Source organism: Rhizomicrobium palustre (assembly GCF_011761565.1).
GTDB classification, from domain to species: domain Bacteria; phylum Pseudomonadota; class Alphaproteobacteria; order Micropepsales; family Micropepsaceae; genus Rhizomicrobium; species Rhizomicrobium palustre.
Genome location: NZ_JAASRM010000001.1, coordinates 1793177 through 1812071 on the forward strand (window position 1 = coordinate 1793177; position 18895 = coordinate 1812071).

General features: G+C 60.2%; 19 protein-coding genes. 9 read left to right on the forward strand and 10 right to left on the reverse strand.

The window, feature by feature from the left end; translation table 11 throughout:
- Window positions 1-19: 19 nt before the first annotated feature.
- A complete protein-coding gene (gene dmeF, locus FHS83_RS08210) occupies window positions 20-1024 on the forward strand; it encodes a CDF family Co(II)/Ni(II) efflux transporter DmeF (protein ID WP_167082506.1) in 1005 nt (334 codons plus the stop codon).
- 69 nt (window positions 1025-1093) lie between these two features.
- Here the strand turns inward: dmeF and FHS83_RS08215 are convergent, their stop codons facing one another.
- Entirely contained in the window at window positions 1094-1600 is a 507-nt protein-coding gene (locus FHS83_RS08215) for an energy transducer TonB (RefSeq protein WP_167082507.1), read from the reverse strand.
- A gap of 287 nt (window positions 1601-1887) precedes the next feature.
- On the opposite strand from FHS83_RS08215, the gene FHS83_RS08220 reads away from it, so the two are divergent.
- Both FHS83_RS08220 and FHS83_RS08225 read left to right on the forward strand, forming a co-directional pair.
- The gene (locus tag FHS83_RS08220) at window positions 1888-2796 is read left to right on the forward strand and encodes an ABC transporter ATP-binding protein (protein WP_167082508.1); all 909 of its coding nucleotides are present in this window, start codon (window positions 1888-1890) and stop codon (window positions 2794-2796) included.
- Complete coding sequence (locus FHS83_RS08225) at window positions 2793-4298, forward strand: ABC transporter permease (RefSeq protein ID WP_167082509.1); 1506 nt, start codon at window positions 2793-2795, stop codon at window positions 4296-4298. The genes FHS83_RS08220 and FHS83_RS08225 overlap by 4 nt, the downstream gene beginning before the upstream one ends.
- 147 nt (window positions 4299-4445) lie before the next feature.
- Here the strand turns inward: FHS83_RS08225 and FHS83_RS08230 are convergent, their stop codons facing one another.
- From FHS83_RS08230 to rpsU, 6 genes are all read right to left on the reverse strand, one after another.
- On the reverse strand, window positions 4446-5849 hold the full coding sequence (locus tag FHS83_RS08230; protein ID WP_167082510.1) for a nucleoside hydrolase-like domain-containing protein: 1404 nt from the start codon (window positions 5847-5849) through the stop codon (window positions 4446-4448).
- A 113-nt stretch (window positions 5850-5962) separates the two neighbouring features.
- The gene (locus FHS83_RS08235) at window positions 5963-7366 is read right to left on the reverse strand and encodes a DEAD/DEAH box helicase (protein ID WP_208414311.1); all 1404 of its coding nucleotides are present in this window, start codon (window positions 7364-7366) and stop codon (window positions 5963-5965) included.
- Window positions 7367-7600: 234 nt separating this feature from the next.
- Window positions 7601-7864: a hypothetical protein gene (locus FHS83_RS08240; RefSeq protein WP_167082511.1), complete on the reverse strand. Its 264-nt coding sequence runs from the start codon at window positions 7862-7864 to the stop codon at window positions 7601-7603.
- 129 nt (window positions 7865-7993) lie between these two features.
- A complete protein-coding gene (locus tag FHS83_RS08245; protein ID WP_167082512.1) occupies window positions 7994-8404 on the reverse strand; it encodes a GFA family protein in 411 nt (136 codons plus the stop codon).
- Window positions 8405-8426: 22 nt separating this feature from the next.
- A complete protein-coding gene (locus FHS83_RS08250) occupies window positions 8427-9653 on the reverse strand; it encodes a S41 family peptidase (RefSeq protein WP_167082513.1) in 1227 nt (408 codons plus the stop codon).
- A gap of 303 nt (window positions 9654-9956) precedes the next feature.
- The gene (gene rpsU / locus FHS83_RS08255) at window positions 9957-10169 is read right to left on the reverse strand and encodes a 30S ribosomal protein S21 (RefSeq protein WP_167082514.1); all 213 of its coding nucleotides are present in this window, start codon (window positions 10167-10169) and stop codon (window positions 9957-9959) included.
- A 233-nt stretch (window positions 10170-10402) separates the two neighbouring features.
- On the opposite strand from rpsU, the gene def reads away from it, so the two are divergent.
- The 5 genes from def to FHS83_RS08280 all read left to right on the forward strand — a co-directional run bounded on the left by def (window position 10403) and on the right by FHS83_RS08280 (window position 13449).
- On the forward strand, window positions 10403-10945 hold the full coding sequence (gene def, locus FHS83_RS08260; protein WP_167082515.1) for a peptide deformylase: 543 nt from the start codon (window positions 10403-10405) through the stop codon (window positions 10943-10945).
- A 278-nt stretch (window positions 10946-11223) separates the two neighbouring features.
- A complete protein-coding gene (locus tag FHS83_RS08265; protein ID WP_167082516.1) occupies window positions 11224-11835 on the forward strand; it encodes a hypothetical protein in 612 nt (203 codons plus the stop codon).
- Window positions 11836-11928: 93 nt separating this feature from the next.
- Window positions 11929-12537 (forward strand): COQ9 family protein, encoded by a 609-nt coding sequence (locus FHS83_RS08270; RefSeq protein ID WP_167082517.1) that lies wholly within the window; start codon window positions 11929-11931, stop codon window positions 12535-12537.
- On the forward strand, window positions 12534-12971 hold the full coding sequence (locus FHS83_RS08275) for a cupin domain-containing protein (protein WP_167082518.1): 438 nt from the start codon (window positions 12534-12536) through the stop codon (window positions 12969-12971). Before FHS83_RS08270 ends, FHS83_RS08275 begins: the two co-directional genes overlap by 4 nt.
- 19 nt (window positions 12972-12990) lie before the next feature.
- Window positions 12991-13449, forward strand: coding sequence for a cupin domain-containing protein (locus FHS83_RS08280; RefSeq protein ID WP_167082519.1), 459 nt, complete (start codon window positions 12991-12993; stop codon window positions 13447-13449).
- Between the two features lie 48 nt (window positions 13450-13497).
- On the opposite strand, the gene FHS83_RS08285 is transcribed toward FHS83_RS08280, so the two are convergent.
- The 3 genes from FHS83_RS08285 to ggt form a co-directional block, all read right to left on the reverse strand.
- On the reverse strand, window positions 13498-14262 hold the full coding sequence (locus FHS83_RS08285) for a hypothetical protein (protein ID WP_167082520.1): 765 nt from the start codon (window positions 14260-14262) through the stop codon (window positions 13498-13500).
- A gap of 447 nt (window positions 14263-14709) precedes the next feature.
- On the reverse strand, window positions 14710-15543 hold the full coding sequence (locus FHS83_RS08290; RefSeq protein WP_167082521.1) for a hypothetical protein: 834 nt from the start codon (window positions 15541-15543) through the stop codon (window positions 14710-14712).
- 578 nt (window positions 15544-16121) lie between these two features.
- Window positions 16122-17822 carry a gamma-glutamyltransferase gene (gene ggt / locus FHS83_RS08295; protein WP_167082522.1) on the reverse strand — a complete coding sequence of 567 codons (1701 nt, stop codon included), beginning with the start codon at window positions 17820-17822 and terminating at the stop codon, window positions 16122-16124.
- Between the two features lie 44 nt (window positions 17823-17866).
- Here ggt and FHS83_RS08300 point away from each other — a divergent pair, with 44 nt between their 5' ends.
- Window positions 17867-18877 (forward strand): P1 family peptidase, encoded by a 1011-nt coding sequence (locus FHS83_RS08300; protein WP_167085350.1) that lies wholly within the window; start codon window positions 17867-17869, stop codon window positions 18875-18877.
- Window positions 18878-18895 lie beyond the last annotated feature (18 nt).

Below are 18895 nucleotides of genomic sequence, written 5' to 3' on the forward strand. Positions count from 1 at the left end.
CATAGCGTATCTTTGCCGCATGCATGACCACGCCCGATTTACCCACGAACATGTCTTCCTCGGCACAGGCCATGAGCGCGCCGAGAAGCGTGCCCGCCTTGTCACCATCCTGACCGCCGCCTTTATGGGGGTGGAGATTGCCACCGGCCTGTTGTTCGGCTCGATGGCGCTCCTGGCCGATGGCGTGCATATGGCGACCCATGTCGGGGCGCTGGGGCTTGCCGCCGCCGCCTATTGGCTGGCGCGGCGCCACGCCAAGGACCGGCGGTTTTCCTTTGGCTCGGGCAAGTTCGGCGATCTTGCGGCTTTCGCCAGCGCCATTGTGCTCGGCATTCTCTCCATCGGCGTGGCGATAGAGTCTGTGCATCGCCTCTTCACCCCGGTGACAGTGGAATACCGCGAAGCCTTGTTCATTGCCGTTATCGGGTTGCTCGTGAATATCGCCTCGGCGGCCCTGCTGCATGACGGCCATCATCACCACGGTCACGATCATGACCATGACCATGACCATGAACATGACCATGAACATGAACATGAACACGCGCACGACCATGATCACGATGATCACCACCATGATCATGCCCAGGACAACAACCTGCGGGCCGCCTATGTGCATGTCTTGGCTGATGCGGCCACCAGCGTGGCGGCGATTGCCGCTTTGGCGGCGGGGATGTGGTTTGGCTGGGCCTGGGCCGATCCTCTGGTCGGCGTCTTAGGCGCGGTGGTGATCGCGAGCTGGGCGGTGGGGCTTTTGCGCGATGCGGGCTTGGTGCTGCTCGATGCCGAAGATGATCCGGACATGGCCGACAACATCCGCCATCTGGTGGAGCAGGAAATTCCCGGCAAGGTCTTTGACCTGCATCTCTGGCGGCTTGGCCCCGGCCATCACGGGCTGATCGTCTCGGTCGCGGGCGGGCAAGGCAACTGCGAAAGCCTGAAGGGCGAGCTGCAGCAGCGCTTCCCCTCCTTGAGCCATATCACGGTGGAACTGTCACCTTGCGATGATTGCGCCAAGGTCGCCTGATCTTTAGGCAACAAAAAAGGCCGGGACGCCCCCCCGGCCTTTGTCATATCTGACGTGTCGCATCTGCCCTTAGCGGCGGTGTGACCAATCCACCGCGATGCCGCGCGAGAAGGTGGTGGGCAGCTCCTCGTGGTCGGCCACAAGCTTCTTGAGGCAGATTTCCGCGTTGCGGTCCGCCTTTTCGCCTGCCGACTGCATCACCTTGGTTTCGACCTCGCCGCCATTCTTGCGGCTGACCACGACAATCGAGATCGTTTGCGGTCCCATGAATTTGCGGTCGGGGGGATAAAGCTTGTGGCAGCGCTTGTCCGCGTCGCGTTCGAGATCGGAAAAGGCTTTGCTGTCGCCCTCCAGATCGCGCACTTCGGCCTGGTGGAAATTGAAGGTATCTGGTGCCGCAACCGGAACGCCATCATGGCTGGCCGGCTTGTAGGTATAGCCCGATACGCAGCGCGCGACCTGTTCGTCAAAGGTGGCGTTGCCGCTCGATTTAAGGACATGCATGTCCGTGACCGCACCCGTCGCGGTGACGGTGAACCCGAGCTTGGCTTCCAGCGGCTCGTTATATTTGTGCATACCGCACTCTTTGATGGACAGTAGGACGGGCCGCGTGTCCGCTGCATGGGCTGCCCCAGCCATGAGAAGTGATGCCATAAGAATACGTTTCAGCATGAAAGCCCCCTGATCCTTGGCGTGTGTGAATGCGTCCATCTTGAGCCGCCGATATTGACGCGTTTGTGTCAAAGCGGGGAGGCGGTCCCAATATTTTTTTGTAATTTCCGCTCTCAATTGGGAGGCTTTGCGAACAGGCTTGACGCGTTCTGCCGCAGCCGGTTTGTTAGCTTTCAGAACGGGGGCTTCAGATGGCGGGTTACGCGGTCGAACTATCCGGGGTGACCAAATGCTTCGGCGATTTCACTGCCGTCGATCAGTTGGATCTCGCCTTGCCGCGCGGCGGCATCCTCGGCTTTCTGGGTCCCAATGGCGCGGGCAAGACCACGACCTTGCGCATGCTCCTGGGCATCTATGCGCCGGACGAGGGCAGCATCAAAGTCCTGGGCGGCAAGGTGGAGGAGATGCGGTCCCGCATCGGCTATCTGCCGGAAGAGCGCGGGCTTTACCGCCGAGCTCGGGCCGATGACGCCATCGCTTATATCGCCTCCCTGAAAGGTGTGCCGGTGCGCGAGGCCAAGATGCGCGCCAAAGGGCTTTTGGAGCGTTTCGGGCTGGGGGAGTTTGCCCGGGTGCGCATGGAAGGGCTTTCCAAAGGCATGTCGCAGAAGGTCCAGCTTTTGGCGGCTGTGGCGCATGACCCGGACTTCGTCATTCTGGACGAACCCTTTTCCGGGCTTGATCCTGTCAATCAGGTGGACCTCACCCACTTCCTGCAAGAGCTGGCGGCGGAGGGAAAGACCATCCTCTTTTCCACCCACACCATGGAGCATGCGGAGCGGCTCTGTGATCGCCTCGTCATTCTCGCCAAGGGCAGGAAGCGCTTCGAGGGCAATCTCGCGGAGGCGCAGAACCTTCTGCCCAAACGGGCCGAGATCGGTGCGACCGCGGATTTATCTTTCCTTGCCTCTGTGGAAGGTGTCGCCGCGGTGCATCCGCCGAAAAGCGGGACCTATTGGCGGATCGAGCTGAAAGAGGGGGCAGACGGGCGCGCGCTTCTCAAAGCCTGTTTCGATGCCGGGGTGGTGCCGGACTATTTCAACGTCAACCCGCCCAGCCTGCACGATGTCTTCGTTTCCGTGGTGGAGAAGGCCCAATGATCTCGCCCCGCCGCACCTTCCTTGTCGCCCGCCAGGAATTCGTCAAATACGTCACCCGGCGCGGCTTTCTCATCTCGCTGGTGATGATGCCGCTCCTGATGGGGCTCTCCTTCGCCATCCCGCGCTTCGCCGCCAGCCACCCGCGCACCAATGTGATGACGGTGGTCGATCTCGCCGGAGGCTATGCGCCCTCTATCGCGATCGCGGTGGAGCGAGATCACGCCCGCGACACCTTGCGTGATTTTGCCGATTACGCCCGCAAATACGCCGATATGCCGGCCCTCGCCAAAGCCGATCCCGCCCTTGCCCGCCTTCTTGCCGCGCCCGAACGGATTGCGAGCATCAAGGCGTTTATGGATCGCGGCGGCTGGCAGCCCGCCTTTGAGAAGCTGCATCTGAAACCGGATGCGCCCGCTTTCGATCCGCCCAAGCCGTCCATTGTGCTGGTCCCCGCACCCGCCGATCTCAGCAGCGATTTCGCTGCCGGGCACAGTGAGGCCGCAAGGGCCTATCTTGAAGGCGCGCTGTCGGTCACCGCGCTTGGCCGTCCCTCGCGCCTCACCTCCATTATTTTGATCCCCAAAGGCTTTGCGCCGGGCGGTGAGACGTCGGCGCAATATTGGAATCTCGACAGCCAGCAATCGCTTTCCTTCATCCGGGGCGCGCTGACCGACGCCTTCCGCCTCAAGAGCAACCAGGCGCTGGTGGCGCCCGGGCTTCAGGATCGTGTCACCCTCGATGTCGATGCGCCGGTCAAACCGGTGGATGCCTCCAAGCACAAGGCGACCGATTGGAAGGATCAGGTGGCCAAGCTGGTGCCCGCGGGGCTCGCGCTGCTGCTCTTCCTGGTGGCGTTTTCCGATGCCGCGCTCTTGCTGCAGGGCGTGGTGGAGGAAAAATCCACTCGCATGATCGAGGTGCTGCTCTCCTGCGCGGGCCCGCATGAAATCATGACCGGCAAGCTTCTAGGCGTGGTCGCCCTGGCCCTCACCACCATTCTCGGCTGGGCGGTGATAGGTTTTGCGATGACCGCACCCTTCTCGGACGAGGCCGTTCCGGTGATCCTGGCCGGGCTTTCCGGCATCGGTCTGATGGCGCCCTTGGTGCTGCTCTATTTTCTCTGCGGGCTGATGATCTATGCCGCGCTGTTCCTCGGCATCGGCGCCACCTCATCTTCCTTGCCCGATGCCCAGGCTTTGAGTGGTCCGGCGACCATGGTGATCATCCTGCCGATGATGCTGCTGGGGCCGATCGTGCAGGACCCCAACGGAGTTCTGGCGCAGGTGATTTCCTGGATTCCGATCTACACGCCGTTTTTCATGCTTCTGAGGTTGCCCTTCCACCCATCCGCCTTCGAGCTTTGGGCAACCACGCTTTTGACGCTCTTCACCACCTTCTTCCTCATCCGCCAGATGGGAAGGGTTTTCGCCCGCAACGTCCTCACCAGCGAACGCCCCCCCAGCCTCAGCGCGCTGATCAGGCAGGTAACTGGGAGAAAGTAGGGCGAAGGGTATTTTCACGCGGAGCCGCGGAGACGCAGAGAGACACGCGCGCAGCGCAACTTCCCTCGCATATCTCCAACATCGCAGGAAATGATCCGGGCCGCTCCGCGCCTCCGCGCCTCCGCGTCTCCGCGTGAACCAAAAAGCTTACGGTCCCGCCGTCACCACGGCATGGCGATAGCTGACCAGTGATGGCGTGCCGTTATCCGTCACTTCCAGGATGACATGGATTTCGCGCTCCGGCCCTTCGCCGGGCCAGCCGGAGGCGGGCTTCGGCACCACCAGCGAAGCATGTTGCGGATCGACCTCTGTCAGCACCGGCTCCACGCTGGGGGAATTCGCGTCCTTATAAATCCACCATTTATAGCTCAGCGTGTTCTTGTCAGGATCGCTGGAGCCTTCCGCCGAGAACTTCACCGCCTCGCCATATTTGGCGCGCAGCTGTAACGGCGCAAAACCAGTATCCCCATTCAACACCGCTTTCGGCGCGTGATTGGCGCCGGAAAACTTATCCGTCAGCGTCCAATTGATCCTTGCGGCGAAATCATTTTGGAAAGCCGCGCGCCAGCGCCAGATGCTCGCTTGGCTGGTGTGATAGGTCTTGCCGTCCACCCCCACCGCCGTATCGGGCGTATTGGAATAAAGCCCCCATTGCGGCGCCATCTTGCCATAGCGCCCGCCCCAGCCGCCCCATTCGGGATGTTCGGGATCGGAAAGTCCGCGCGAAATCAGGTTCAGGAAAGAGGGCGTATCGCCTTCCATGATCCAGATGTGCTGCGGATAGAGCGCGCCCAGCGGGCCTTTGCGGATATGCGCATCGAGCCAGGCATTGGTGACCAGGCGCGTATCGGGGCCGGTCATATGCTCGGCTTTTGGATCGTCATGCACCTCGCTCGAAATGCCGGTCCAGGTCGCGCTTTCATATTGGCTGAAGGCATGGATGGAGGCGATCCAGAACAGTTCGGGAAAATTTGCTCGCGCCCAAGGCCCGGCATCATCCTGATCGGAAATCGAATAGACCCGCAGCTTGGCGATGAAGGCTTTCAGCCGTTCCGGCGTGCGGGTTTTCTTCACCTTGTAAAGCGCTTGGGCCAGATCGGCGCTGCCGCCCCAATTGACCACCCATAAGGGGCGCGGGTCGGGTTTGTCGGCCTGGGCGATGATCCAGTCGGAGCCCTCGGTATCGAAACCCTCGCCGACATGGGCGATGCCGTAATGCGGTTGGCCGTTTTTGACGAGGGCCATCAGCTTGGCGGCGTCAGGATAGGCCTTGTCATGGGCGCGCAGATTTTTCAGCACCTTGCCATAGGCCTCGATGCGTTCGCGGAATAATTCGGGATGGATGATGTCGCGCTGCCAGGTGGAGGTGGAGGCGACAAAGCCCTCCGCATCAAGCTGATTGGTATAAAGCAGAAAGCGGACGAAGCTTTCGGAATCATCCGGCTCGTTACCGATATCGGAGACCACGATCACGCGCGGCTTCACATCCGCCGCCGCCAGCGCCGTTGTGCCGAGCAGCAGCGTCGCAAAAAGTCCGGTTAGTATTTTCATGATGTCCTCCCGCCGAACGGGAGGCATTAGTCACCGGGAAACAGCACAGGGCAAGTCACCAATTCGCCGTCATGGCCGGGCTTGACCCGGCCATGACGAAACAGGTGTGAAATCTAGTTCGCCGGGCGGCGCTGGGCGCCACTGCGCTGCTGGGGGCGGCCTGAACGCTGCGGTTTGCCCTGGGCGGGCTTTCCTTGCGCGCCGCGGGCTTCGCTTTTGCCCGCGGGCTTGCCGCCGCGATGGCTGTGCTTGCGCTCGCCCGCATCGCTGCGGCTCTCGCCACGACCTTCGCCGCCGGGTTTGCGCCCGCCATGGAAGGGGCGCTTCTTGGCGTAATCGCGCGGCGCCTTGGGTTCGCTCGGCAGCATCTCGCCGCCGGCCACCGTCAGCTTCATCTTGGTCAGCCGTTCGATGTCGCGCAGATACTCGTTTTCGGTGGCATCGCAAAAGCTGATCGCCTTGCCCGCATTGCCCGCACGCGCGGTGCGGCCGATACGGTGGACATAGCTTTCCGCCTCGTTGGGCAGATCGAAATTCACCACATGGGTCACGTCATCGATATCGATGCCGCGCGCGGCGATATCGGTCGCCACCAGCACCCGCACTTCACCGGCCTTGAAGCGGGAAAGCGCGCGCTGGCGGGCATTCTGCGATTTGTTGCCGTGAATGGCTTCGGACTCGATGCGGTTCTTGCCCAAAAATTCCGCGATGCGATTGGCGACATGCTTGGTGCGGGTGAAAACGATCACCCGGCTCATGGCGCTGTCTTTGAGAAGGTTCACCAAGAGCGGGCGCTTATCGGCGGCGGAAACGAAATGCACCACCTGCTCGATATTTTCCGCGGTGCGCTTGGGCGGGGAAAGATCGATGCGCGCCGGTTGATGCAGCAGCACGCGGCCCAGCTCCTCGATCTCGCCCGGCATGGTGGCCGAGAAGAGCATGGAATGGCGCTTGGCGGGCAGCATCGCCACGATTTTCTTGATGTCGCGGATAAAGCCCATATCCAGCATGCGATCGGCTTCGTCGAGCACCAGATGGCTCACCGTATCGATGCGCACGGTCTTCTGCGACAGGTGGTCGAGAAGCCGGCCCGGTGTGGCGACCAGAATATCGACGCCACCGGAAAGTTCCTTGATCTGATTGTTGATCGAGACGCCGCCCACAATCACCGTGGAGCGGATATGCGAGCCTTTGGCATAGGTGCGCACATTGTCGTGGATCTGGATGGCAAGCTCGCGGGTAGGCGCCAGGATCAGCGCGCGCACCGATCTGGGCTGGCGCGTGCCATGGGCGCGGCTCAGCACCGCCATCACGGGCAGGGTAAAGGCGGCGGTCTTGCCGGTGCCGGTCTGTGCCAGCGCCAGCATATCGCGGCCTTTCATGAGTTCGGGGATCGCCGCATTTTGGATCGGGGTCGGGGTCTGATAGCCCGCGTCGACCAGGGCCTTCAGCAGAATTTGGGGCAGGCCAAAGCTCGCAAAACCAGCCTCTTGGGCCGGGTTCTGTACGTCAGTCACACTTCATCCTTCGGGCACATCGGCCAATGCCGCTGCGCCAGTTGCCGTGTCCTATGCACGAAAGGATGAACGGAAGTTTTGGAAAAATCTCCGCGCCAAGGCTCAAAAAGCCTACGTGCATGCGCGAAAGGTGTGTAGCCTCTACAGCTTTAGGCCGCGCAGGTCAAGTTGGCGGGGGATAGGGGAAACGCTGCGACGGAGAATGTTTTAGAGGCGCCAGAACACGACGTTCGCCTACCGACGCTCCATCCCTCCTGCGTAGCGGTTCATGTCGTCCAAAGCAGCCGTGAAAGCTTTACGAATTTCTGTTTGGGAAAAGCGCTGATCCCAGAACTCAGTCATGAGTGCGTTCATCACTTCGATCAGCGCAGTTTCGCTGATCGAAACATTCATCTCCCTGAGTTGGCGACACTGGGCTGCTAAATCTGCGGCGGTTTTGTACGCGCCGAAGAGGACGCGCTCTTCATTGGTGAGGTCATCGGGCTGTTCAGGCAACATCGGGCGATTTCCGTGCATGTTGAAGGAACCATAGCAGGCCCAGCGCGCATTGCTGCGGGTAATTTGCCCTGTAAAGGGCAACTAATAGCGCATGCCGGAAATTGCCTTCACCCACTGCGATCCGCGCACCTATTCCGGCACAAAGCGCAGATGGCCCACCACGCGCGTCGTGCCGGTATCGTTGGGGTGATTGACGCCATCCACCACCGGGATATCGGGGAAATCGAAGGGGCTCACGCCTTCCAGGCAGGCGACATTGACGCCGAACAGCGCCGAGTTGGAGCGGCGGCGGTGATGGGTGTAGATGCCGCAATTGGAGCAGAAATAATGCTCCGCCACGCCGGTGTTGAAGCGATAAAGCTTTAGCACCTCCGCCCCCGTAAGGATGGTCAGCTCTTCGGCCCGCGCCGAGACAGGCGTGCCGCCCCGCATCCGGCAATAAGAGCAGGTACAGCGGCGGATGGAGTTGAACCCGTCGAGCAGCTTGACGCTGAAGCGCACGCATCCGCAATGACAGGCGCCGTTCAGAAATTCGTTCATAGTTATGCCTTTCAGCTTGCCCTTAGCGCCGCGCTTCTTCCAGCGCGCGGTTCAATATCACATCGCCCGGGCCGCGCGTTGTGAGATCGATGAGAATGCGCGGCTGCCAGAATTCACGCGGGGTTCCGTCGACGTGATACAGCCGCTCAATCGGAAAATGCACCGTGATGCCGCTATGGGGCAGGGTGAAAGGGCCGGTGCCGCCGCGCAAGCCCGCCATGGGCGTGCCAATGCTGGTGGCGTGGCGCAAGGCATCTAAGCCGATGGTCATGCCTTCGCCCATGCTGCCGGTCCAATGATCGCAGAGCACCACCAGCTTGGCGGTGATGCGGGGCCCGCGCGGGCTGACCATTTTCAGCCAGGAGTCTTTGGGAAAGCTCTTGCCGGGTCCTGGTTCAAAGACGCGCTGATAGGCTGCGGGTTTCGCGATGAAGCGCCCCAGAATGGGCTCGGCCACATCGGTATTGCCGCCGCTCGGCGTATTGCGCAAATCGAGGATCAGCGCGCGGATTTTTCCGAGCTTTTTTACCGCCGCATCGAAGGCCGCGACTGTCTCCGTATCGCCTAGGCTGTTTTCAATGCGGATATAGCCAATCCCATGCTCAAGCTTTCGCGCGGTGACCGGGGCTTGGCTTTGTAGCGGCGCGTAAGGGGCAAGGGTGACCTCCTTGCGCGCCCCATTCTGACTGAGGCTGAGGCGGCGCTCGCCCTCATGAGTTCCCGCCAAGAGCACGCGCAAGGTCGCGTTATCGGCGTCGGGATCGGGCTCGATGAGCGCTTTGGGGGCCGCCGCGCGCACCGCCTCCGTGATGGAAATGCCATTGAGGTTTTCCAACACCGCTCCGGCGCGGATACCGGCCTTCTCGGCGGGGCTGCCAGGGCGGACCTCGGTGATGATCGCGCGGCCGTTTTGGAGCTCGGCCCAAAGCTCGGCGCCGGTCGGGATCAATTGCGGGGAGGAGGGGGTGTTGCGGTTGAGGGTGGCATGGGGATCGTGCAGCTCGCCCACCACCTTCTCAATCATATGCAGAAAGTCGTTCCGCCCCGCCGCGCTCTCCGCCGCGCCGCGATAAAGGGTGCGCAGCTTCTCCAAATCCAGATGGCGCTCGGGCAAATAGGCGTAATGGGAAGCGATCTGATCGATGAGGTAGTCGTAATCGGCTAGACGGTCGGCGGGGGTCATCTCCGCACGGATCGGCCCAAACGCCAGAGAAATCGCCAAAAAAGAGAAAATCGCTGCCCGCCGCATCCTGCCCGCCCAATATCCTATTCGGGCAGTCAATCACGGAGAGGCTGGTTTTAATCCCGGCGTGCGCAGCATGGCTGGGTTGCGCGCTGCGGCATTCGTGCAGCCTTGAAGCAACGCTGTCGCACACCCACATCAGGAAGGCTGTAGTTCCGTGGGTATCGCCCGCCAGAAGCTTACCGGTCTCTGGCGGGTGATGCTTTTTTGGAGCCCCTCAGGGGGAGATTCGCGCTCAACTGCGATTTTCCAACGCAAAAAGGCCGCCCAGATGGACGGCCTAAAGCTCTGCTCAAAGAACAGTCGCGCTTATTTCGGCAGCAAGCCTTCGCGCTGCAGGCGCTTGCGCTGCAGCTTGCGATAACGGCGGATCGCTTCGGCGCGCTCACGGGCCCGCTTCTCGCTCGGCTTCTCGAAGTGGCCACGCAGTTTCATTTCGCGGAAAATGCCTTCACGCTGCATCTTCTTCTTCAGCGCCTTGAGGGCCTGGTCGATGTTATTGTCGCGAACGATGATCTGCAAAAGTCTCACTCCGTTTGTTCTTTGAGGGGCGGCTATATATCCGATGCCCAACCCCAAGTCCACATGGTGCCCCCCTTGAATCAACGCATTCGGGGGCGGATTCTGCCGCAGGGCGTGTGATTTTTGGGTTTGGTGCGCCAAAGCCCGGCTTTCGAGGTTAAAATCTTAAATCCCGGGGAAGGATTTAGGCCCCAAAATGGCGCCTAAGCCCCGCAAACATCATGGAATTCGCCATGGCCATCTTGAAAATCGCCCGCATGGGCCACCCCGTCCTGATGAAGAAGGCCGAAAGCGTGGCCGACCCGACCGCGCCCGAGGTCAAACGCCTGGTCGCCGATATGTTCGAGACCATGGTGGATGCCAATGGGGCGGGCCTCGCCGCGCCGCAGGTCCATGTCTCGCTCCGGGTGGTGGTGTTCCAGGCCCCGGCCGAGCGCGCCGACAGCCTGACTGATGAAGAACGCTATGAGCAGACCGCCCCGCTCACCGTGCTGATCAACCCGGAGATCGAAATCCTGGATGAGAAAACGGAACCCGGCTGGGAGGGCTGCTTGTCGGTGCCCGGGCTTCGCGGTCTGGTGGAGCGCCCCGCCCATATCCGCTATCGCGGCTTTGATCACGAGGGCCATAAAATCGAGCGCGTCGCCAAGGGCTTCCATGCCCGTGTGGTGCAGCATGAGGTCGATCACCTCGAAGGCATCCTCTACCCCCAGCGCATGAAGGACCTGCGCCCGCTGATTTTCGAAAGCGAAATCCGCCATTGGGTGAAGGGGTAGGGGGAGCCCTCGGAGCGACACCCTTCCTCTACTTATCGTCATGGCCGGGCTCCGACCCGGCCATCCATTGCTCACCGCAGAAGCCCCTACAGTGGGCTAAGTCCACTCACCGCCTGGATGGCCGGGTCAGGCCCGGCCATGACGGAAATTGTAAGCTCCCATTCGAAAACCATCTCCCCCTATGCGTCCCCTGCGTTGGAGCATCGCGGTTGACGCTGCTTGCTGGCGGTTGAACTGAGGCGCACACTCGCTTTCGACTCCAAATGGGGGAGGCTGGTATGCGCGTTTCAAAAGCGTGCCTCTGTCTCGCCGCGTCTGCGCTGGCTCTGGTGCCCAGCGCAATGGCCCGACAACTGGCAGTCGTCAAAGTTACACCTGTCGGTGTTGCCTGCATGTTTTCTCCGAAATGCGGCATCACACCCACCGATTCGGTGAGTTACTTCCAACTTCCTGGCAGCGCGGGGCAGGGCAAGCTCCTGGTCCGCACCTATCCCGGGCTTCCTGGCACCAGAGCCGCGGGGCTGACGGGCTATTCCTTTTTCATTGATATGAGCCGGTCCATGGCGCTCGGTGCACCGAATTGCGTGTCGAAAATGGTGCTCGATACCGGGCCGGTGGCAACTCTCGAATATGGCTCGCCTGGCGAAGTCTTTGTGGTGGACGGCAATGCCGGCGCCGGACTTTCCCAAGTGAGCCAGACCGGCAATCGGCTAACCTTCACCTTTGCCAAGGCGATTTGTCCGGGCCGTTCGGGAATGACCGAAAGCCTTTATTTCGGTTTCGCCGCCAAGGGCGGGCCGATTCCGGCTAAGGGCCAGATCTCTGGATCGGAATCGGGTGTGGTCGATGTTGACGTCAGGGTGCCGCGCCGCACTGGGCCCGATAGCTGATCGTCGCTCAAGAGTTGATTGTATGGGGCGCTGAGCTTTGGACTTTTGCGCTGGGGGCGGGGATAATCCTCTGCCCCCACCGCAGGAGTTCGCATGCCCGACGCTCTGAATGATGCTTTGAAAGACGCTGTGCTGGATGGCGTGCTTGCGCATGCCGAGAAAGACGGTTTCACCCCGGCTTCACTTACACGTGTGCTGCGCGAAAGAGGTGCGCCCGATACTCTTTTTCCGAATGGCATGGCGGGCGTCATCGCCTATTGGTCTGAAAGGACCGATACGATGCTCGCGGAGAACTTGAAGGGTGCGAACCTTCTGCAACTGCCGATGCGCAAGCGCATCCAAGTGGCGGTGCTTGCGCGTCTTGCGATCCTGAAACCGCACAAGGCCGCGGCACGCAAAGCCGCTCTTCTTCTGGCTTTGCCGCAACATGCGGGCCTGGGGGCCGAACTTGTTTGGCATTCGGCGGATGTGATTTGGCGCGCGGCGGGCGATCTCTCCACCGATTTCAACTATTACAGCAAGCGTGGAATTCTCGCGGGCGTTTTGTCTTCCACCATGATCGCCTGGTTCGGTGATGACAGCGCAGATCAGGCTGCGACGATTACATTCCTTGAAGCGCGCATCGACAACGTTATGCAGTTCGAGAAATTGAAAGCGCGGGTGAAAGACGCCTGCAGCCCCAAAACAGGAACTGCCGCATGAAGGCCAAGGCACCGCTATTCGCCACTCTCGCGCTCGATCTTATCACCGCTGCGGCTTTCGCGGATGGCTCTCCCTTGGATGGCTCGAAGGTCTATCATCGCGATGATGCGCCCGCGCGCAGTTTTCCCAATGGCGGCGGGGCGCGTGATCTTATCCTGGGTACACTGAAAACGGGTGAGGCAGTGCGCTTGCACGAATCGATGCAGCCGCAAGGCGCCCCCCCCAACCCTGCGCATGCCATCGAGCATTCCGAACTCATCATCGTGGGCGAGGGGCGTCTCGCCTTCATTCACGACGGCGTGACAGAGGAAGCTGGCCCTGGCGATGTTCTCTATGTCGCTTATGGTACCAACCATCAGATTCAGAACATCGGGTCCGGCCCGGTGAAATACGCCATCGTCTCGATCGGCGGAGACATCAAGCCGAAGCCGTAAAAAATACAGGGAGACAGGGATGGACAACGCACTCGACCGCCGCGGCCTTTTCGCCGCGCTGGGGATGATCGGCATGGCGGGTGCGTTCGGCAAAGCCGAGGCGGCGGATGGGGCGTCTCTCACCGAAAGCCGCGTGCTGAAATATGCCGACCTGCCTTTGCGCAAATTCGATAATGGCGGCGAGCAGCGCCGGGTGATGGCGGGCACGCTGGCAACGGGCGAGTTTGTGGAGATTCACGAGACCATGCTGCCTGCAGGCGAAATGCCTCATCCTCCCCATGCGCATCCCAATTCGGAATGGCTTTTCATTCAGACCGGCAGCCTCGAATACATTCATAGCGATGGCAGCCATATTCCCACCGGCCCTGGCGATATCGTCTTCACCGCCTCGAACAAAACCCATGGCTTGAAGAACATCGGCGCCACACCGGCCACATACATTGTGGTGTCGGTGTCAAAACAACTGCCGGAAGGCTAAGGGCGGGGAGGCCCGCCCTTAACGCAGATCATCATCGAGACGAGCAGATTACTGCTGCGGAGGAGCTGCAGGCTCCGTCTGCTGCTCCGGTGATTGCGGCGCCTGTTCTTGCGGCACTGTCGCGCTCGGCTGTTCGCTGCTCGGCACCGTCGGAGTTGGCGTCGGCGCGACGGTCTCCGGAGCCACCGTTGCAGGCGCTATCGGTGCTGCCGTGTTCGGGACGGCGGTGCTTGGCGTGGTTTGCACGGCATCACGCGGCACCGCGGGCGCATTGCTTGCCGGGCGGCTTACCGGTTTGGCGGCGCGCGGCTCGGCTGTGCTTTTGGGCGCATCAGACGCGCTCTTCGGTGTCACTGGTGCGGTATTAGGCGCGGTCGGTTCGCTCGCCTGCTCGCCTGCGATCACGCCTTTGGGCATATCGCTCGGCTGAGCGGCGCTCTGTTGCGTATTGGCCTGCTCGGCCGGCGCAGACGGCGGAACGGGCTTATCCGGCACATTGGATGCCACATTCTCGGCCTGGGGCGGTGAATTCCACATGCCTGTTGCGTAGCTGAGCGCGCCACCACCCAAGAGGATGGCAACAAAGGCCGCACCGATCATCAGCTTGGTTTTCGAGCTTTCCGGATCGCTGTCCGGCATGGGCTCAAAGCCGCGCAAATCATGGCCTGCGAGGTCTTGGGTTATAGCATCTCGCTGTGCCGGGCTCTGGCTGAGCTGGTGTTCCGGCATAATGCGAATCTCATCCTGCCGCGCATTCGGGCGATAGATGGTCAGATTGTCGGATTCGACATCGTGCTTATGAAAAGCATTCATCTCGGATCTCCTAAAGAGTCTCGCCATCGATGCGAGTTCCTTCTAAGGATCGTCAGCCTTTCTTATTCGGCCATGCCGCCATCAGAAGGATGGTTAGGTACGGAGTGCTTTTCCGTACGGGAGTTTTTCTCTTCTCTCATGTCGGGGGTAAGAACGCCGCGAGATTGGTGCGGGTTGCGCGGCCGGGCTGTGCCGAAAAAGGGCCCCGCAACAAGGCCGCGCTTCAGCCGCGAAGTGGCCATATTGCAAAGATGCACGACTCTGCAGTTGAAGGGACCTCTCGTTGGACATTGGTTAGTTTGTCGTCAGAGCTTTGATCGAATAGAAAAACTCTGCGTCACTCCCACTTCCCACATTGAGGCTAAAATGTAGGTGAGCCTAGTTTTGTGATTTAGGTCGGTGGTGGCGAGAAATAAATTTGACGAGTCATAATGTCAATTTAGGTCCTTACCGCTGAGGCTTTACATCGGGCTCCAAAATTAAACCATACGCAGCGGTGGCGAGTTGAAGTGTTTGGCAAACTTCTAGAATATCTGCTGGAGAAAAATGTATCGCTGATCCCACAGGTATACGCTTCTCTTTGTCATTTATTTCTACGCGTGCCGGTGCACCTTCAATATGCTGAGCTTGCACTAGTCCTTTCATGGGGCTGTTTATAACAACGGATTGTGCCTGACCTTCTATCAGTTCAAATTTTGCCACCAGCCAGCGAATAACAAGTTCATTGCCGTCTGTGACGTCTCTCGCTCCGACTATGCCTTGTCGATGTGCTAACGAGTTACGAGCTTTGTTATATCCCGCCAACCTAACTGCCCACCTCGGATCAATCTGGAAGTCTGTAGAGATGACATCCAGCTGGTCCTCAATTCCCATTCTTTCAAATTTCTCCAGGGTGGTCGAATAACGGCGGGACGGCTTTATCTTCAAAGCTTCTCGATATAGCTCCATGAGGAAAATAGAGAAGCTCTCGATTAGATCCCTCAGTACACAGCTTGACGCCCACCTCTGGAATTCAGCGTGTAATGTATCGTTTTTTTGTTCGCTTATGTTCTCAAAGCTATATTCCACATTTTCCAGCGACAGCTTACAATCCGCGTTAGTCGGTCTAGTCTTCATGCACACAATGTAGTGAAAGCCTGCGAGCTGGATTTCGCTCTGCATTTTGCCAACTGGGTTTGGGAGATATTCGGACATTTGGGCCTGATTTTTCTGCGGAGAATCTATGCGGCTGCAGAGTGCGTGATCCGGGTTCAAAGAAATATTGTTTTGACGCTCTGGCATACATCGCCTTAGTGACCTTGTGGGGCGAAAATCTATTTAATGGCTTGTGAGAGGGCACATTGCTTCCCATATCTATGAAGCTCTTTGATCGCGTCGGGATCGATTTTAGAAAAGCCGCGAGGGCGCGTCTTCGCTGCGCCCAAACTTTCCGGCGAAAAAGTTTTGCGATCAGCCACTTACGGCGAAAAACGCCGACTGGAACGTAAATTTTCACATTTCCATATGCGCCACGAATGACGCGTAGCTGGAGGGTCTCCCCCTCCCTTTTCCTCCAAACACGACAAACAAAGATCAAGCGGTTGTGGTTTGGACATAAGCGCCTAGCCACTCCTTGAGGGTGGTCTATCGCGTTTGGGGTTGCGAGCCCCATCTTGTCATCCCGGACGCGCCCGCGATGATCGTGTCATCTGGCATATGGGCGCGATCCGGGACCCGCTCAGAAATCTGAACATTGTCGAAGTGGATCCCGGCTCTGCGTGCTCTCTGCTTCGCAGCGCGCACTGCGGCCGGGATGACAGCTTGGGTTAATTCACCCAAAAGCAATACCCAGCCCTCAAGGGGAGGGTTGATCTTGTGCTCTAGTCCCCCAGCACCACGCCTTCGCGTCTGGGGTCGGCGGCGCCGATATAGCCGCCCTTCACCTTCTCTACGATATGCAGGCCGGAGGTCTCGGAGGTGGCGTTCTTCACCTCATAGCCCATGGCGGTAAGCTGCGGGGCCAGCGCGGAAAGTCCCGGGTCTTTTTCAAGCTGCAGCACACCGCCCGTCATCACATGATGGGGCAAAGCGACAGCGGCCTTGGGCGAGAGGCCCCCATCCAGCATCGCCACCAAGGTGGTGCCGACATAAGGAATGATCGCGGGGCCGCCGGGCGAGCCGATCGCCATCAGGAAACTTCCATCCTTGTTGAAGACAATGGAGGGCGACATCGAGCTCATCGGCCGCTTGAACGCGGCGGGGGCATTGGCCGTTTTCTTGCCGTTCCATTCGGGCACAAAGGAAAAGTCCGTCAGCTGATTATTCAGCACAAAGCCTTTCACCATCATCGCCGAGCCTAAGAAGAACTCGACCGTGGTCGTCATGGAAACGACGCGGCCCTGGTCGTCGACAATCGACATATGGCTGGTGGCGGGGATTTCCTCCTGCACCGGCGGGGCGAAACGGGCGTGAAGCTGCGGCGGGGTGCCGGGTTCGGCTTGGCCCATGTCATGGGTCTCATCGATCAGCTTGGCGCGGGCAGCAAGATAGCGCCTATCCAGCATGCCTTTTACCGGCACGCGAACGAAACCTGGATCGCCGATGTAAAGATTGCGGTCCGCGAAGGCGAGTTTGCTCGCCTGGGCATAAAGATGGATTTCGGAAAGCGTGTTCGGCTTCAAGTCTCGCGGGCTGAAGCGTTCCAGCATCCCCAAGGTCGCCAAGACCGTGATGCCGCCGGAGCTTGGCGGTGCCATGGAGCAGACTTTATAGGTGCGATAGGGCCCGCACACCGCGTCGCGCTCAGCGGGGCGATATTTGGCGAGGTCCTTCAGCGTCATGCCGCCTGGATTGACCGGGGCGTGCTGCACCTTATCGACAATCGCCGCCGCAATCGGGCCTGTATAGAAGGCGCGGGCGCCGCCCTTGGCGATTTGGCGGAAGGTTTCGGCGAGTTCGGGGTTCTTCAAGACCTCGCCCGCTTTGACGAAGCTGCCATCGGGTTTGCCAAAATGGCGCTTGATGTCGGGCATATTGGCGACTTGGGGAAAGTTCTTGAGAAGGTTCGCCAGCTTCTTGGTCACCGGCACGCCCTTTTCGGCGAGTGCGATGGCCGGTTGGAAAAGATCGGCCCAGGGAAGTTTGCCGTATTTCTTATGCGCCAGTTCCATCATGGCGAGGACGCCGGGCACGCCGACCGACAGCCCGCCGGGAATGGCGTCCATATGGTTTCGCGGCTGGCCGTTCGCATCCAGGAACATGGTGGGGCTCGCCGAAGCAGGTGCCGTCTCGCGCCCGTCAAAGCTGGTCAGCTTCTTGGTCTTGGGATCATAGACCATCATGAAGGCGCCGCCGCCAATGCCAGAGGATTCCGGCTCGACCAGGGTCAGCACCATCTGCGCGGCGATGGCGGCGTCGATGGCCGAGCCGCCCTTCCTCAGCATTTGTAGCCCGGCTTCGGCAGCGTAAGGATTGGCCGCCGCGATCAGGTGTTTTTGGGCGATCTCCTCAGCCGATGCTTGCGGCGCAGCGGCGGAATAAAAGGTAAAGGCCGCAAAAAGAACGGGGAGAAATCGCTTCATGCTAAGGCTTTCCGAGAAATCCTCAAAAGGCTAGCCTCTTGAACATGATCCGCCAAGGCGCCCGTAACCTGATCACCGATGTGCCGGGGCTTAAAGTCGGCAATGCCGAGGATTTTGGCGTACGCACCGGCGTGACGGTGCTGATCGGCGATGTGCCTTCGCCTTGTGCGGTCGATATTCGTGGCGGCGCGCCCGGCACGCGCGATACCGATGCGCTTGATCCGGTCTCGTTGGTGGAAGGCATCGATGCCTTGGTGCTTTCGGGCGGCTCGGCTTTTGGGCTGGATGCGCCTGCCGGGGTGCAAAGCGTCTTGAAGGCGCAAGGGCGCGGCTATGAGATTGCCCCCGGCCTGCCACGCGTGCCGATTGTCTCCGGCGCCATCCTGTTTGATCTGGCGAGTGGCGGAAACAAGGATTGGGGCGATGAAACGCCCTATCGCCGTTTGGGTCAGAGAGCGGCGGATGCTGCCGGGATTGATTTTGCGCTCGGCAATGCGGGCGCCGGGCTGGGCGCTATCGCAGGTGCTTATAAAGGCGGGCTCGGCAGTGCTTCGGCGGTTACCGAAGATGAATATACGGTCGGCGCGCTGGTGGCGGTGAATTCGGTCGGCTCGCCGGTGCTGCCGGGCAGTGATGTGTTCTGGGCTTGGCCTTTCGAGATGGCAGGTGAGTTCGGTGGCAAACGCCCTTCGCCAGAGCTGAAACCTGGGCCACTTTTGCCATTGGACATGAAGGGCGCGGTGCGGGCCGGTGAGAACACCACCATCGCCATCATCGCGACCGATGCCGCGCTGACCCGTATTGAGCTCAAACGCCTTGCCATCATGGCGGCGGATGGCTTTGCCCGCGCGCTGCGTCCGGTGCACACGCCGTTTGATGGCGACCTTATCTATGCGCTGTCGACCGGCCGGCGCGCCTTGAAGGAGCCGCGCCCTTTGGAGGTGATGCGGCTTGGGGTTCTGGCCGCCGATAGCTTGGCCCGCGCCATCGCCCGCGGCGTCTATGAAGCCGAAAGCCTCGGCCCTGTACGGAGTTACCGCGACACGTTTTTGTGATCACACATTGGGAGACGC

Coding starts and splice junctions, on each gene's coding strand:
- ggt (WP_167082522.1), bottom strand. CDS start 17,822: ATGAAGCGATTTCTCCCCGTTCTTTTTGCGGCCTTTACCTTTTATTCC.
- FHS83_RS08245 (WP_167082512.1), bottom strand. CDS start 8,404: ATGAACGAATTTCTGAACGGCGCCTGTCATTGCGGATGCGTGCGCTTC.
- dmeF (WP_167082506.1), top strand. CDS start 20: ATGCATGACCACGCCCGATTTACCCACGAACATGTCTTCCTCGGCACA.
- FHS83_RS08280 (WP_167082519.1), top strand. CDS start 12,991: ATGGACAACGCACTCGACCGCCGCGGCCTTTTCGCCGCGCTGGGGATG.
- FHS83_RS08285 (WP_167082520.1), bottom strand. CDS start 14,262: ATGAATGCTTTTCATAAGCACGATGTCGAATCCGACAATCTGACCATC.
- FHS83_RS08290 (WP_167082521.1), bottom strand. CDS start 15,543: ATGCCAGAGCGTCAAAACAATATTTCTTTGAACCCGGATCACGCACTC.
- FHS83_RS08265 (WP_167082516.1), top strand. CDS start 11,224: ATGCGCGTTTCAAAAGCGTGCCTCTGTCTCGCCGCGTCTGCGCTGGCT.
- def (WP_167082515.1), top strand. CDS start 10,403: ATGGCCATCTTGAAAATCGCCCGCATGGGCCACCCCGTCCTGATGAAG.
- FHS83_RS08300 (WP_167085350.1), top strand. CDS start 17,867: ATGATCCGCCAAGGCGCCCGTAACCTGATCACCGATGTGCCGGGGCTT.
- FHS83_RS08270 (WP_167082517.1), top strand. CDS start 11,929: ATGCCCGACGCTCTGAATGATGCTTTGAAAGACGCTGTGCTGGATGGC.
- FHS83_RS08220 (WP_167082508.1), top strand. CDS start 1,888: ATGGCGGGTTACGCGGTCGAACTATCCGGGGTGACCAAATGCTTCGGC.
- FHS83_RS08275 (WP_167082518.1), top strand. CDS start 12,534: ATGAAGGCCAAGGCACCGCTATTCGCCACTCTCGCGCTCGATCTTATC.
- FHS83_RS08250 (WP_167082513.1), bottom strand. CDS start 9,653: ATGCGGCGGGCAGCGATTTTCTCTTTTTTGGCGATTTCTCTGGCGTTT.
- FHS83_RS08225 (WP_167082509.1), top strand. CDS start 2,793: ATGATCTCGCCCCGCCGCACCTTCCTTGTCGCCCGCCAGGAATTCGTC.
- FHS83_RS08240 (WP_167082511.1), bottom strand. CDS start 7,864: ATGTTGCCTGAACAGCCCGATGACCTCACCAATGAAGAGCGCGTCCTC.
- FHS83_RS08215 (WP_167082507.1), bottom strand. CDS start 1,600: ATGCACAAATATAACGAGCCGCTGGAAGCCAAGCTCGGGTTCACCGTC.
- FHS83_RS08230 (WP_167082510.1), bottom strand. CDS start 5,849: ATGAAAATACTAACCGGACTTTTTGCGACGCTGCTGCTCGGCACAACG.